The sequence below is a fragment of the Azospirillum sp. HJ39 genome (assembly GCF_041507355.1).
In the GTDB taxonomy this organism is placed as follows: Bacteria; Pseudomonadota; Alphaproteobacteria; order Azospirillales; family Azospirillaceae; genus Azospirillum; species Azospirillum thiophilum.
Genome location: NZ_CP167911.1, coordinates 1,366,420 through 1,379,286 on the forward strand (window position 1 = coordinate 1,366,420; position 12,867 = coordinate 1,379,286).

Below are 12,867 nucleotides of genomic sequence, written 5' to 3' on the forward strand. Positions count from 1 at the left end.
GTCCTTCGCTCTCAACAGGGCAGGGTGGCCGGAAATTCCCGTGACCGCGTACTGTGTCCCTTTTTATTCGACGGGCTGGAACATGCGGGTTTCGGGATGGATCGCCCACATTTCGCCGTTCTCCAGGTCGAACCACCAGCCATGGATGTGCAGCGTCCCGGCCTCCACCCGCTCGCGGACGAAGGGGAAGGTCATCAGGTTCTCGACCGAGGCGCGGACGGCGGCCCGTTCGATGATCGCCGGGGTGTGCTGCAGCCGTTCGGCGTCGAACTTCTCCTGCTCCGACCCTTCCGGCCCGACATAGGGATCGAGCGCCGATGCGGCGATCGACACCCAGGGGGAGACGAAATCGTCCTCGGCCTTCTGTCCGCTGCGCAGCCGGATCAGGCCCTGGATGCCGCCGCACTGGGCATGGCCCAGCACGATGATCTCCGACACCTTCAGCGACTTCACCGCATATTCGATGGCGGCCGAGGTGCCGTGATAGCTGCCGTCCGGCTGGTAGGGCGGGACGAGGTTGGCGACGTTGCGCACGACGAACAGTTCGCCGGGCTCGGCCATCGTCAGCAGGGCGGGGTCGACGCGGCTGTCGGAACAGCCGATCAGCAGCACCTCGGGATGCTGCCCCTCCGTCACCAGTTGTCGCATGTTCTCGGGACGGCGATCGTAATAGCGGGCGCGGAACGCCCGGATGCCGGCCAGGAGCTGTCGGATGGGTTCGGTGGGTTTGCTGCTGAAGGGCATCTCGGCCTGTCCCTTGTTCCTGCCGGCCGGCGGCAAGGCCGGCCCCGCATCATGGTATCACCAGCGGTATAGCCGCAATGCGCCCGCGCTCCAAGCGGCCAGTTTCGGCGGTGCAGCGCGGCTCAGCCCTCGACCTCAGCCCTCGACCTCAGCCCTCGACCTCAGCCCTCGTCCCGGACAGTGCCCTTGCCTTCGCCCCAGCGGCGCAGGTTGCCGGCATCCAGCCCGAACATGTCCAGCACCCGGCCGACCGAATGGTCGACCAGATCGTCGATGCTCTCCGGCCGGGCATAGAAGGCGGGGACCGGCGGCGCGATCACCGCCCCCATCTCGGCCAGCGCCGTCATCGTGCGCAGGTGGCCCAGATGCAGCGGCGTCTCGCGCACCATCAGAACCAGCCGGCGGCGTTCCTTCAGCGCCACGTCGGCGGCGCGGGTCAGGAGGGTGGAGGTGACGCCGCTGGCGATCTCGCTCATCGTGCGGACCGAGCAGGGGGCGACCACCATGCCCAGCGTGCGGAAGCTGCCGCTGGAGATCGCCGCGCCGATGTCGGCGGCGGCATAGCTGACGTCGGCGAGCGCCCTGAGATCCGCCACCTTCATGCTGGTTTCGTGCGCCAGCGTCACTTCGGCGGAGCGGCTGACGACCAGATGCGATTCGACGCCGATCCGCCGCAGCACCGTCAGCATGCGGATGCCGTAGACCACACCCGACGCGCCGCTGATGCCGACGACGAGCCGGGGCGGAACGGATGCGTTGCTGTCGGTCATGTCGGGGGGGCCTTCATGCCCGCCGCCGTCCCCGGCAGGACGGGACTCGGTCCTGTGGGGAATGGCGGCGGGGGGATGTCAGTGCGCGTCTTCCTGTTCGGAATAGCGGTCGTCGTCCTGGTTCTCGCCGTAGTGATCCTCGGTTTCCTCCGGCGGACGGGGCACGCCGCCGCGGCGGATGGCGAGCGCCAGCGCCTCCTCCAGCTCGCGCTGCGAGCAGAGGCCGAGCATCACCGGGCCGCGCGGCTTGATGTTGGCGACGTTCCAGTGGGTGCGGTCGCGCACCGCGGCGATGGTCGGCTTGGTGGTGCCGATCAGCCGGCAGACCTGGGCGTCCGACAGCTCCGGATGGTGCTTCAGCAGCCAGGCGATGGCATCGGGCTTGTCGCCGCGCTTGGTGATCGGGGTGTAGCGCGGACCCTTGGACCGGGAGGCCACCTGCGGCAGGTCGGCGACCAGCAGCCTCAGGCGCAGATCCTGGTTCTTCTCGCAGCGCTCGATTTCCTGCTTGGTCAGCTGGCCGTTGGCGATGGGGTCCAGCCCCACCATGCCGACCGCGACCTCGCCGTCGGCGATGGCCTGGACTTCCAGCGAATGCATGCCGCAGAAGGCGGCGATCTGCTCGAAGGACAAGGACGTGTTCTCGACCAGCCAGACGGCTGTCGCTTTCGGCATCAAGGGCAGTGCCATCATCCCTCCTGACAACTCTTCACCGGCCGCACCCGCTGGCGGGTGGTGCGGCCGGCCGTTCGATTTATGCGGCGCGGACAGTCTTGCGGTGCTGGGTGGAGACACGGCCCCATGGCCGTTGCCGGCCAGTGCCGGCCGTCGCCTCGTCCTCGTCACCACGATATAGGGCGAAAACCGGTCCGCGTAGCCAAGCTCGCGCAGGCGCACCGGGAAATCCCGGCCGCCTGCTTGCCTCTGCTAACCCGTCTTGGGCGCGCATGGCAAGCCCGACGGCATGGGATCGGTAAAGAAAAGCGCAAAATGCGGTTCTTATCCCCTCCGAACCGCCAGTCCCCGGCTGGCCGTCCGGACCCGGCAGGGCCTTGCGCTCAACCGGCCTCCGGCCCGACGGCCAGCACGATCTTGCCGATATGGGCGCTGCTTTCCATCAGGCGATGGGCCTCGTCGGCCTGCTCCAGCGGGAAGATACGGTGGATCTGCGGCTTGATCGCCCCGGACTCCAGCAGCGGCCAGACATGCTCGCGCAACGCGGCGGCGATGCGGCCCTTCTCCGCCACCGGGCGGGCGCGCAGGGTCGATCCGGTCAGCGTCAGCCGCTTGGTCATCACCGGCGCCATGTTCAGCGACACCTTCGACCCCTGGAGGAAGGCGATGGAGACATGGCGCCCGTCGACCGCCATGATCTCGACGTCGCGGGCGATGTAGTCGCCGCCGACCATGTCCAGCACCACGTCGACGCCGCGCCCGCCGGTCGCCTCGCGGATCGCGGCGACGAAATCCTCGGTCCGGTAGTTGATGGCGCGGTCGGCACCCAACTCCTCGCAGGCGCGGCACTTGTCGTCGCTGCCCGCCGTGGTGAACACGGTGGCGCCGAAGGCCTTGGCCAGCTGGATCGCCGTCGTGCCGATGCCGCTCGACCCGCCATGGATCAGCAGCGTCTCGCCGCGCTTCAGGGCGCCGCGCTCGAACACGTTGGTCCAGACGGTGAAGAAGGTTTCCGGGACCGCGGCGGCCTCGACCATCGACAGCGGGCCGGGCACCGGCAGGGCCTGCACCGCCGGCACCGCGCAATATTCGGCATAGCCGCCGCCGGCCACCAGGGCGCACACCCGGTCGCCGCTGGCCCAGTCCTCCACCCCCTCGCCGATGGCGATGACGGTGCCCGACAGCTCCAGTCCCGGCAGGTCGGAGGCGCCCGGCGGCGGATCGTAGCGGCCCTGGCGCTGCAGCGTGTCGGGACGGTTGACGCCGGCTGCGGCGACCTCCACCAGGATCTCGCCGGGGCCCGGCACCGGGGCGGGGCGGCGGGCGGGGCGCAGCACCTCCGGCCCCCCCGGCTGGGTGATCTCGACGCAGCGCATGCTGTCGGGATGCGTCTTGTCGGTTGGGGCAAGGCCCATGGCGGTTTCCCTTCTTCGACGGTTTCGGCCGGTCGCTTGGCAACTCGGCTCGTTGGAATCGTCCCGCCCGAAAGGTAGATTTGCCGCACCGGCCTGACAAGGCGAACACGAGCGACGCGGCCGCCACCCGGCCGCGGTGGAGGGGCCAAACCATGAGCATCGACGACCGTTTCGAGGATAGCGAGCCGCGCAAGGCCAAGCCGGCGCCCAAGGATCTGACCGTGCTGGGCGTGGCCGAGTTGGAGGCCTACATCGCCACGCTGGAGGCGGAGATCGGGCGTGCCCGCGCCGCGATCGCCGCCAAGCAGGCGCAGAAGTCGGCGGCCGAGGCGTTTTTCAAGAAGGGCTGACCCCGCAACGGCGAAAAGGCCCCTTCCCGGCGGGAAAGGGCCTTTTCGCCGTTGCCGTCGCTTTGTCCGGATTCCGCCCGCCTCAGCGTCCCCGGCCGACGAGGTCGCGGTAGCAGTGCCAGGAGGCATGCCCGACCACCGGCAGCGCCAGCGCCAGCCCGAGGAAGGCGGTCACCATGCCGGCGCTCATGAACAGGGCGATCAGGAAGCCCCAGCCGATCATCGGCCGGATATTTTGGCGCACCACCGCGATGCTGGTCGCCATCGCGGTGAAGACGTCGGTGTCGCGGTCGAGCAGCATCGGCACCGACACCACGGCGATCGAGAAGACGGCCGAGGCGATGATCCCGCCGAACACCGTCCCGGTCAGCAGGAAGGGGATGGTTTCCGCCGAGAAGAAGATGCGGTCGACCAACTGGTCGAGCGCCGGCGGCTCGCCGGAGAAGAACAGGGCGAAGAGCAGGAAGGCGACGCGGATCCAGGCCAGCATCGCCAGCATCAGCACCAGCCCGATCCCGGCGATCTGCACCCCGTTGCGGCGATATGCTGCGGCCACCTTGCCGAAGGTCGGCCGCTCGCCCAACTCCAGCAGCCGGCTGGTCTCGTAGAGGCCGACGGCGAACAGCGGGCCGAGCAGCATGAAGCCCGCCCCCAGCGGCAGCAGCAGATATTCCATGTCCAGCATCGCCAGCCCGACGACCAGGACGAAGCTGGAGATCACCGCCAGCGCGCCATAGGCGAAGCTGATCGCCGGTGCCGCCATCATGTCCTGCCAGGCCGCCGCGAGCCAGACCCAGGGGCGTTCCGTGCCGACCGCGCGGATCGGCGGGAGCCAGCCGGGGGCCGGCGCCTGAGGCTTGTGTACCGAACCTCGAAACGACGTCATGTCGACCATGGAGACGGTCCCTCCCAACTGCCGGGCAGGGCGCCAGCCGGCGCCCGCAGGAGGTACTGTCACACAGTCCGTCAAATAGTCGCAACAGGGAACTGTTGGCCCAGCCAATAGTAACAAATCAGCAAAGGTTATTCCCACCTGAAAGCTTGGTCTTTGCCATGACTTAAGCCTGCGGCTATGCCGAACCGGTTAAGTCTCACCGTCGAGCCTATGCCCGTCCAAAGTCTGAGTGCGGCGCTGGGAGTCCAGCCGGTCGCGCTCCTTCTCGGCCTTGGTGCGGCCGAATCGGGCCCGATTCGCCTCGGCTTCCTTGCTGCGCTCGGCCTTGTCGCGGGTCTTGCGGAAACGATTGAGGTTGACGACGTCGCCCATGGTTCGGTCTCCGGTGGCGGTTTGCTTGGGATTTGCCCACCGCGCGCCTGGAAAATGCGGGCGGCGGGCCGGAAAGTCCGGCAGGAAAAATTTACGGCATCCGTAACTTGGCCGTGGGATTGCCCAAATTGCTTGTTTCTTCTGCGGGCGCTAGCTTACCGAAGGACGGGGCCGGCCGGAAGACGGTTGGAACCGGAGGCTGAACCGGGTTGCATCCACCCCCCTCGGGACCGGGTGCGGCAGGGTTGCCGGAAAAGACGTGGGACAAGGGGCACGGCCGAGCACAAGGCCGGTCGCAGGGAAGGCGGACACCCGGTGAAGAAGATTCTGATCGCTGCTCTGGCCGGACTGGCGGTTCTGGCCGCCCTCCTGTTGGCAGCGCCGAGCCTCATCGACTGGAACGCCTACAAGGGCGCCATCGCCGAGCGGGTGTCGCTCGTCACCGGCCGCAAGGTGGAGCTGCGCGGCGACGTCGGCTTCACGCTGCTGCCGTCGCCTGCCCTGACCGTGCGCGACGCCCGGCTGGCCAACGCCCCCGGCGCCGCCGAACCCGACATGGTGCGGCTGAAGAAGCTGGACGCCCGCGTCGCGCTCGGCCCCCTGCTCGGCGGCCGCATCCAGGTCGAGAGCATCACGCTGGTCGAGCCGGTCTTCGTGGTGGAGGTCCTGAAGGACGGCCGCATCAACTGGGATCTCGCCACCGCCGGCACGGCGGCCGGCGACGGGCTGGGCGCCGCCGAAGGGCTGGTGTCGGCCGTCAGCTTCGACCAGGTGCTGATCGACAACGGATCGGTCATCTACCGCGACGACCGCAACGGCCGGTCGGAGACGGTGGAGGGGCTGAACGCCCGCATCGCCGCCGGCAGCCTGAACGGCCCCTTCCAGCTCCAGGGCGATTTCCGCCTGCGCGGCCTGTCGCTGCATGGCGAGGCAACCGCCGGCCGCTTCACCGAGGGGGCGGCGGTGCCGGTGCGCGCCACCCTGTCGATGCCGAAGACCGACGCGACCCTGCGCTTCGCCGGCATCCTGACCGGCGGCGGCATGTCGAAGGTGCAGGGCGACCTGCGGGCCGAGGGCAGCGACTTCGCCCGGCTGCTGGACAGCCGCGCCCCGGCGGCGCTGGCGCAGCCCTACAGCCTGCGCGCGACGGTGGAGGCGGGAACCAGCCTCGCCACCTTCTCCAGCCTGGAAATCCAGCTCGGCGACACCCGCGCCACCGGCAGCGCCACCCTGCGCACCGGCGATCCGGCCCGGCGCGAGGCGCCGCGCACCGAACTGACGCTGGCGGTGAACCGGCTGGACCTGGATTCCTGGCTGCCGCGCGGCGGCGCCGCGGCGCCCCGCAACGGCGGGGCGGCCGGCAGCGGCCGCAGCGTTCCGGCATCCCCCTCCGCAACCGCCGCCGGCAAGTCCGCGGTGCGGACCTTCGCCCTGCCGGTCGGGGTCGAGGCCAAGCTCGACGTCGCCGTCGACGGCATGACCTACAATGGCGGCGTGGTCCGCCAGGGCCGCATCGAAGCCAGCCTGTCCGACGGCCGGCTGAACATTGACCGGGTCAGCGCCCTGCTGCCCGGCGGGTCCGACATCGTGGCGGCGGGCGAGTTGACCACGCCGGGCGGCGTGCCGACGCTCGACATGCGGATGGAGGCGAACACTGACAATCTGCGGGCCCTGCTGGACTGGTCGAGGCTCGACGTGCATGCCGTGCCGGCCGACCGGCTGCGCCGCGCCTCGCTCGCCGCCCGGCTCCAGGGCAATGCCGACCGGTTCGAGCTGTCCGGGATCGATTTCCGCTTCGACAGCAGCCGGCTGGGCGGGGCGGTCGCCTATGTCGACCGTGGCCGCCCGGCCTTCGGCGCCCGGCTGGAGCTCGACCGGCTGAACCTGGACGGCTATCTGCCCGCCGCCGATCCGGCATCCGCCGCCACCGGCTCGACCTCCACGTCCGCCCCCTCGCGGAGCGCCGCGGGGCCGCGGGCCGCGGGGGATGCGGGTGCCGGCACCGGCCAGACGCCGCAGCGGCTGCTCGGCCTCGCCGACGCCAACCTCGACCTGCGGGTCGGGCAGCTGACGCTGGGCGGGCTTCCCATCGCCGGGCTGCATCTGGACGCGACCGTCGCGGCCGGCGCCCTGACGGTGCGCGAGGCGAAGGTCGGCAACGTCGCCGGGCTGACCGCCCGGATCGACGGGCAGGTCGCCGGCCTGGCGCCGCTGCGCGGGGTCAACCTGTCGCTGACCGCCGAGGCCGGGTCGCTGGGCGGGCTGCCGAGCGCGGTCGCCTGGCCGTCCGGCCTGCCGGCGCCGGAGCGGCTGGGCGCGCTCACCGCCAAGGCGCGGCTGGCCGGCGACGGCGAGCGTCTGGCGGTGGAGGCGTCGGCCGGGCTGCTGGGCGGCACGCTGGAGGCCGGCGGCGCCGTGCTCGGCATCGACCGCACGCCGAGCGCCGACCTGAAGCTGCGCCTGACCCATCCGGAGATGGGGCGGATCGCCGCCCTGTTCGCCGACAGCGGGCTGGCCCGCGCCTACGGCCCGCTCGATCTCTATGGCGAGTTGGGTGGCACGGTGATGGGGCCGACGCTGGGCAACATCCAGGGGCTGGTCGCCGGCATTCCCGTCCGCGGCAAGCTGGCGCTGGACCGCAAGCCGGCACGCCCGGCCTTCCAGGCCGATCTCCAGACCGGCGACCTCGACCTCGACCGGCTGCGCAACGCGCCGCTGGTGGGTGACGGCGTCGGCGTCGGCGGTGGCGCCGCCCGGCCGGCCGGTGCGGGCTCCGCCGCCGACCCGCTGGCCGAGCTGGGATGGATGCAGGCACTCGACGGGCGGCTGGCGCTGACCTCCACCGCGCTGACGCTTGGCGGGCAGCGCATCGCCCAGCCGGCGCTGCGGGCAACCCTGTCCGGTGGCATCGCGACGCTGGAGCAGCTCGACGGCGAATGGCAGGGCGGGCAGATCGGCCTCAGCGGCCGGCTCGCCGCGGTATCCGGCCAGCCGCCCAGGCTGGACGCCGACATCACCGTCATCAAGGCGGAGCTGGGGACGGCGCTGTCCGGTGTTGCCGGCCTCGGCCTGTCCGGCGGCACCGTCGACCTCGACATGACGCTCTCCGGCAGCGGCCATGGCGAGGCGCTGCTGCGCAGCCTGACCGGGCGCGGCCGGGCGATGGCGAGCGGTGGCACGCTGCGCGGCGTCGACCTCGCCGCCCTGCGCAGCCGTCTGGCCGGGGTCGAACGCACGCAGGAGGTGCTGGGGGCGGTGGCCGGCGCGCTCCAGGGTGGCGAGACCAGGCTCGACCGGCTCGACGCCCGCTTCTCGATCGAGCGCGGGGTGATTCGCGCCGACGACGCCCGCCTGACCACCGCTCCGGCCGACGGCACCCTGACCGGCACCGTTTCGCTGCCGGACGGGCGGCTCGATCTGGGACTGGCGCTGAAGGTGAAGGCGGACGGCGACCTGCCGCCGCTGGCGCTGCGCATCGCCGGCCCCTGGGACGCCCCGACCCAGACCCTGGACCTGTCGGCGCTGCGCGACCGCTTCGGCGCCGCGGCTGCGGGCTCGGCGCCGGTCCAGCCCCGGCCGTGAGGGCCGCCGCATGCCACGGCTGCGCGCCGCGGCGCCGGCCGGACCGGCCAAGGGCGTTGAAGTCGCGGCGCCCGGCGTCCATAATCAAGGAACGGTAACCGGAAGTCAGAGCCGATGCAGGTCGACAACAAGATACTGGACGATCTCGCCCGTGTGGCGGGTGGCGCGCTCGGCGCCTTTTCGTCCTTGCGTGAAGAGGCCGAAGGCCAGCTGCGCGCCCAGCTCGAACGCGTGCTGTCGCGGATGGACGTGGTCAGCCGCGAGGAGTACGAGGCGGTCCGCGCCATGGCCGCCAAGGCCCGCACGGAGCAGGAGGCGATGGCCGAACGGCTCGCCGCGCTGGAGGCTGCCGTCGCGTCGCTGACCGCCGCCCATGCGCCGGTCCCGGTCGAAGCCCCCGGCCTGCCGGCCGCGATGGACGAGCCGGGGACGGGGTCCGGCCCGGCTAGCGGCCCGGCTGGCGGCGTTGCGGGCGGTGCCGCGTCCTGACCGGCGCCGCTGCCGGCTTTCCCGCCGTCATCTCTCCGTCATCGTGCCGGTGCATTCTGCCGCTTGCGGCCGTGCTGGCGCTTCGCCGCTCCGGGGGAAAACCCCAAGGGAGGCGGGGTGCCGCATCGTCACGCTTGGCCTTTCGTCATTTTCGGGGTATTGGCCCGGATCGCGCGTTGCCTGAGGCGCGTTCCCAAGGTCCGGGTGAACGGTACCGCCCATTGCGCCTTCACAGGAGGACGCTGACATGTCGGCAGTAGCCGTCGAAACCACTTCATCCTCCCACAACCCGCTCGACGTGGTTGAGGAGATCGTCACCGCCAACGAATGGGCGTTCGACCGCGCCAGCGACGACGAGCTGGTTGTCGAGATCGGCGGGCGCTGGTGCGATTACCGGCTCTATTTCGTCTGGCAGCCGGACGTCAGCGCGATGCAGTTCTCCTGCCAGTTCGACATGAAGGTCCAGGCCGCCCGCCGCACCGCCGTCGCCGAGCTGCTGGCCGAGGTCAACGGCCGCATGTGGCTCGGCCATTTCGACGTGTGCTCGGAGGAGAACACGCCGATGTTCCGCCAGACCATGCTGCTGCGCGGCTCGCGCGGCGCGGCGGTGGAGCAGCTGGAGGATCTGGTCGAGATCGCCCTGTCGGAGTGCGAGCGCTTCTATCCCGCCTTCCAGTTCGTGATCTGGGGCGGCAAGTCGGCGTCGGAGGCGGTGTCGGCCGCCATCCTCGACACCATGGGCGAAGCGTAAGGGAAAGATCGGGCGATGACGGGCGAGACGGGTGCGGCGCTGCTGCTGGTCGGTTGCGGGAAGATGGGCGGGGCGATGCTGGACGGCTGGCTGGCCGCCGGGACCGCGTCGCGCGTCGTGGTGGTCGACCGGGCCGGCCTGCCGGCCTCGGTGTCCGGCGATGCGCGGGTCGTGCTGGCCGCCGGCGCGGATGGCCTGCCGGACGGCTTCGTCCCCGACGTCGTCGTGCTGGCGGTCAAGCCGCAGGTGATGGAGGAGGCGCTGCCGGCCTACCGTGCGCTGGTCCGCCCCGGCACCGTCTTCCTGTCGATCGCCGCCGGCAAGACCATCGCGTATTTCGAGCGGCTCCTGGGCGAGGGGGCGGTCGTCGTCCGCTCCATGCCCAACACCCCGGCCGCCATCGGCCGCGGCATGACCGTCGCCGTCGCCAATTCCCGCGTCAGCGCCGGTCAGCGCGACCTGTCCGACCGGCTGCTGCGCGCGGTCGGCGACGTCGCCTGGGTCGAGGACGAGGGGCTGCTCGATCCCGTCACCGCGCTGTCGGGCAGCGGCCCGGCCTATGTCTTCTTCCTGGTCGAGGCGATGGCCAGGGCCGGCGAGGCCGCCGGGCTGCCGGCCGATCTGGCGCTGCGGCTGGCCCGCGCCACCGTGTCGGGGTCCGGCGCCCTGCTCGACGCCTCGCCGCAGCAGGAGCCTGCGGATCTGCGCAAGGCGGTGACCAGCCCGAACGGCACCACCCAGGCGGCGCTCGAGGTGCTGATGGCGCCGGACGGCCTGCAGCCGGTGATGACCGCCGCCATCGCCGCCGCCGCCCGGCGGTCGCGCGAGCTGGCCGGCTGAGGCGCCGGCCCGATGACCGTTCTCAGCCCCTCCGCCGCCCGGGTCCAGGCCCTGCTCGACGGCATCGGTCTCGGCCACCGCGTGGTCGAGCATGAGGGCAGCACCCGCACCTCCGAGGACGCCGCCAACGCCGTCGGCTGCGCGGTGGCGCAGATCGGCAAGTCGCTGATCTTCCGCACCAGGGAGACCGGCCGCCCGGTGCTGGTCGTCGCCAGCGGCGCCAACCGCGTCGACGAGAAGGCGGTCGGCCGGCTGGTCGGCGAGAAGATCGAGCGTGCCGACCCGGAGTTCGTCCGCCAGTCGACCGGCTTCGCCATCGGCGGCGTGCCGCCGGTCGGCCATGCCGTGCCGCCGCTGGTGCTGATCGACGACGACCTGTTGCAGCATGAGGCGATCTGGGCCGCCGCCGGCACCCCCAACGCGGTGTTCCGCCTCACCCCCGCCGATCTGGTCAGCATGACCGGCGGCCGGGTCGAGACGGTGCGCAAGGGCTGACCCGAGGGCTGACCCGTCTGCGGAAGAGGGGGAAGAGGGGGTACGGACAGGTGACGTCCGGCCCCGCGCGCACCATCTTGTAAGGCGAACCCCTGTCGCCCGAAGGTGATGCGATGTCCGATACGCCTTCCGATACGCCTTTTCCCCACACGCCGCCCGGCAATGGCGGGGACAGCAGCTTCCGATCCGACCCGACCGATCCGGAGTCGCTCGACCGCAGCGTTGCCGCGGCGGCGATGCGGCTGGCGGCCGAAAAGGGCTGGCGCCATGTCGGCCTGCTGGAGGTGGCGCACGCGGCCGGCGTGCCGCTGTCCCGCTTCCACCACCGCTATCGCAGCCGGGTCGATCTGCTGGGCGCGGTGTCGCGCGTCGCCGATGCCACCGTGCTGGCCGCCGACGCCCCGGCCGATCCGACCGAGACGGTGCGCGACCGGCTGTTCGACGTGATGATGCGCCGCTTCGACGCCCTGCGTCCGTTCCGCGAGGGGCTGCGCGCCGTGATGCACGACCTGCCGGGCGAGCCGGCGACCGCACTGGCCTACAGCTGCTCCTTCGGCCGCTCCATGGCCTGGATGCTGCGCGCCGCCGGCATCGACCCCGACCGCCGGGGCGGGACGGCGCTGGTCGCCGGGCTCGGCGCCGTGCAGGCGCGGGCGATGCGGGTCTTCCTCGACGACGACAGCGCCGACCTGTCGCGCACCATGGCGGCGCTCGACATCGGGCTGCGCCGGGCCGAGCGCTGGGGCGCGACCTTCTGCCGCTGGACCGGGCGTCGCGGCCCGATGGGGCGCGGGTCGGGCCGGGAGCCTGCCGGATCAGCCACTTAGCGGACCGGCGGTCGCATGGGTGGCCGCCTTTCTCCCGTCAAGGTTATGCTGCGGCGCAAAATCGGCGTTGACTAACTTTTCATCACTCTGCATAGTCGGGTTCTGAAATGTTGCGTCGCAACATGCCCGGATCCCAAAGATGCGGGCCTCAAACACCGATGCTGGGATGAGAAACTATGACCAAGATCAGCGGTAACCCCTTCCTCGAATTCGATCCGTCGAAGCTGATGGGCGACCTGAAGCTGCCGGGCGTGGACGTCGAGTCCATCGTCGCCAGCCAGCGCAAGAACATCGAGGCGGTGACCGCTGCCAACCAGCTGGCGTTCGAGGGCTTCCAGGCCATCGTCCGCCGTCAGGCCGAGGTGCTGCGCGCCGTGACCGAGGACGTCAACCGCGCCGTCGGCGAGCTGACCGCTGCCGGCACGCCGGAAGAGAAGGCCACCAAGCAGGCCGATCTGGTCAAGACCGCCTTCGAGAAGTCGCTGGCCAACATCCGCGAGCTGAGCGAGATGGTCGCCAAGTCGAACACCGAGGCCGCCGAGATCCTGACCAAGCGCGTGTCGGAGAGCCTGGACGAGGTCAAGGCCGCCATCACCAAGGCGAAGGCCTGACCCGTCTTCCGGATGTCCCGGTCCGGGACGTCCGAGGCGTGAGTTTGCGAA

The 12,867-nt window shown here is 71.1% G+C and carries 14 protein-coding genes; 8 read left to right on the forward strand and 6 right to left on the reverse strand.

The genetic code is table 11. The features are described from left to right. Positions 1-63 precede the first annotated feature (63 nt). The 4 genes from ABMY26_RS19685 to ABMY26_RS19700 form a co-directional block, all read right to left on the reverse strand. Positions 64-744 (reverse strand): carbonic anhydrase, encoded by a 681-nt coding sequence (locus tag ABMY26_RS19685; protein ID WP_372398863.1) that lies wholly within the window; start codon positions 742-744, stop codon positions 64-66. A 161-nt stretch (positions 745-905) separates the two neighbouring features. Further along, positions 906-1,514: a UbiX family flavin prenyltransferase gene (locus ABMY26_RS19690; protein WP_372398864.1), complete on the reverse strand. Its 609-nt coding sequence runs from the start codon at positions 1,512-1,514 to the stop codon at positions 906-908. Positions 1,515-1,592: 78 nt separating this feature from the next. Further along, positions 1,593-2,204 carry a DUF1013 domain-containing protein gene (locus ABMY26_RS19695; RefSeq protein WP_372398865.1) on the reverse strand — a complete coding sequence of 204 codons (612 nt, stop codon included), beginning with the start codon at positions 2,202-2,204 and terminating at the stop codon, positions 1,593-1,595. A 368-nt stretch (positions 2,205-2,572) separates the two neighbouring features. Continuing rightward, a complete protein-coding gene (locus ABMY26_RS19700; protein ID WP_372398866.1) occupies positions 2,573-3,604 on the reverse strand; it encodes an NAD(P)H-quinone oxidoreductase in 1,032 nt (343 codons plus the stop codon). Between the two features lie 152 nt (positions 3,605-3,756). Here ABMY26_RS19700 and ABMY26_RS19705 point away from each other — a divergent pair, with 152 nt between their 5' ends. Then, on the forward strand, positions 3,757-3,954 hold the full coding sequence (locus ABMY26_RS19705; RefSeq protein ID WP_045580277.1) for a DUF1192 family protein: 198 nt from the start codon (positions 3,757-3,759) through the stop codon (positions 3,952-3,954). Between the two features lie 82 nt (positions 3,955-4,036). On the opposite strand, the gene ABMY26_RS19710 is transcribed toward ABMY26_RS19705, so the two are convergent. Both ABMY26_RS19710 and ABMY26_RS19715 read right to left on the reverse strand, forming a co-directional pair. After that, a complete protein-coding gene (locus ABMY26_RS19710; RefSeq protein WP_372398867.1) occupies positions 4,037-4,849 on the reverse strand; it encodes a DUF2189 domain-containing protein in 813 nt (270 codons plus the stop codon). Between the two features lie 189 nt (positions 4,850-5,038). Beyond that, on the reverse strand, positions 5,039-5,221 hold the full coding sequence (locus tag ABMY26_RS19715; protein ID WP_372398868.1) for a DUF4169 family protein: 183 nt from the start codon (positions 5,219-5,221) through the stop codon (positions 5,039-5,041). A 315-nt stretch (positions 5,222-5,536) separates the two neighbouring features. Here ABMY26_RS19715 and ABMY26_RS19720 point away from each other — a divergent pair, with 315 nt between their 5' ends. The 7 genes from ABMY26_RS19720 to ABMY26_RS19750 all read left to right on the forward strand — a co-directional run bounded on the left by ABMY26_RS19720 (position 5,537) and on the right by ABMY26_RS19750 (position 12,816). After that, entirely contained in the window at positions 5,537-8,803 is a 3,267-nt protein-coding gene (locus ABMY26_RS19720; protein WP_372398869.1) for an AsmA family protein, read from the forward strand. 114 nt (positions 8,804-8,917) lie between these two features. Continuing rightward, positions 8,918-9,292, forward strand: coding sequence for an accessory factor UbiK family protein (locus ABMY26_RS19725; RefSeq protein WP_372398870.1), 375 nt, complete (start codon positions 8,918-8,920; stop codon positions 9,290-9,292). 247 nt (positions 9,293-9,539) lie between these two features. After that, positions 9,540-10,043, forward strand: a complete 504-nt coding sequence (locus tag ABMY26_RS19730; protein ID WP_045580273.1) for a YbjN domain-containing protein — start codon at positions 9,540-9,542, stop codon at positions 10,041-10,043. 15 nt (positions 10,044-10,058) lie between these two features. Continuing rightward, positions 10,059-10,883: a pyrroline-5-carboxylate reductase gene (gene proC / locus ABMY26_RS19735; protein ID WP_372398871.1), complete on the forward strand. Its 825-nt coding sequence runs from the start codon at positions 10,059-10,061 to the stop codon at positions 10,881-10,883. Between the two features lie 12 nt (positions 10,884-10,895). Then, positions 10,896-11,378, forward strand: a complete 483-nt coding sequence (locus tag ABMY26_RS19740) for a YbaK/EbsC family protein (protein WP_372398872.1) — start codon at positions 10,896-10,898, stop codon at positions 11,376-11,378. Positions 11,379-11,491: 113 nt separating this feature from the next. Next, entirely contained in the window at positions 11,492-12,205 is a 714-nt protein-coding gene (locus ABMY26_RS19745) for a TetR family transcriptional regulator (RefSeq protein ID WP_372398873.1), read from the forward strand. A 176-nt stretch (positions 12,206-12,381) separates the two neighbouring features. Continuing rightward, positions 12,382-12,816: a phasin family protein gene (locus ABMY26_RS19750; RefSeq protein ID WP_372398874.1), complete on the forward strand. Its 435-nt coding sequence runs from the start codon at positions 12,382-12,384 to the stop codon at positions 12,814-12,816. Positions 12,817-12,867: the final 51 nt, after the last annotated feature.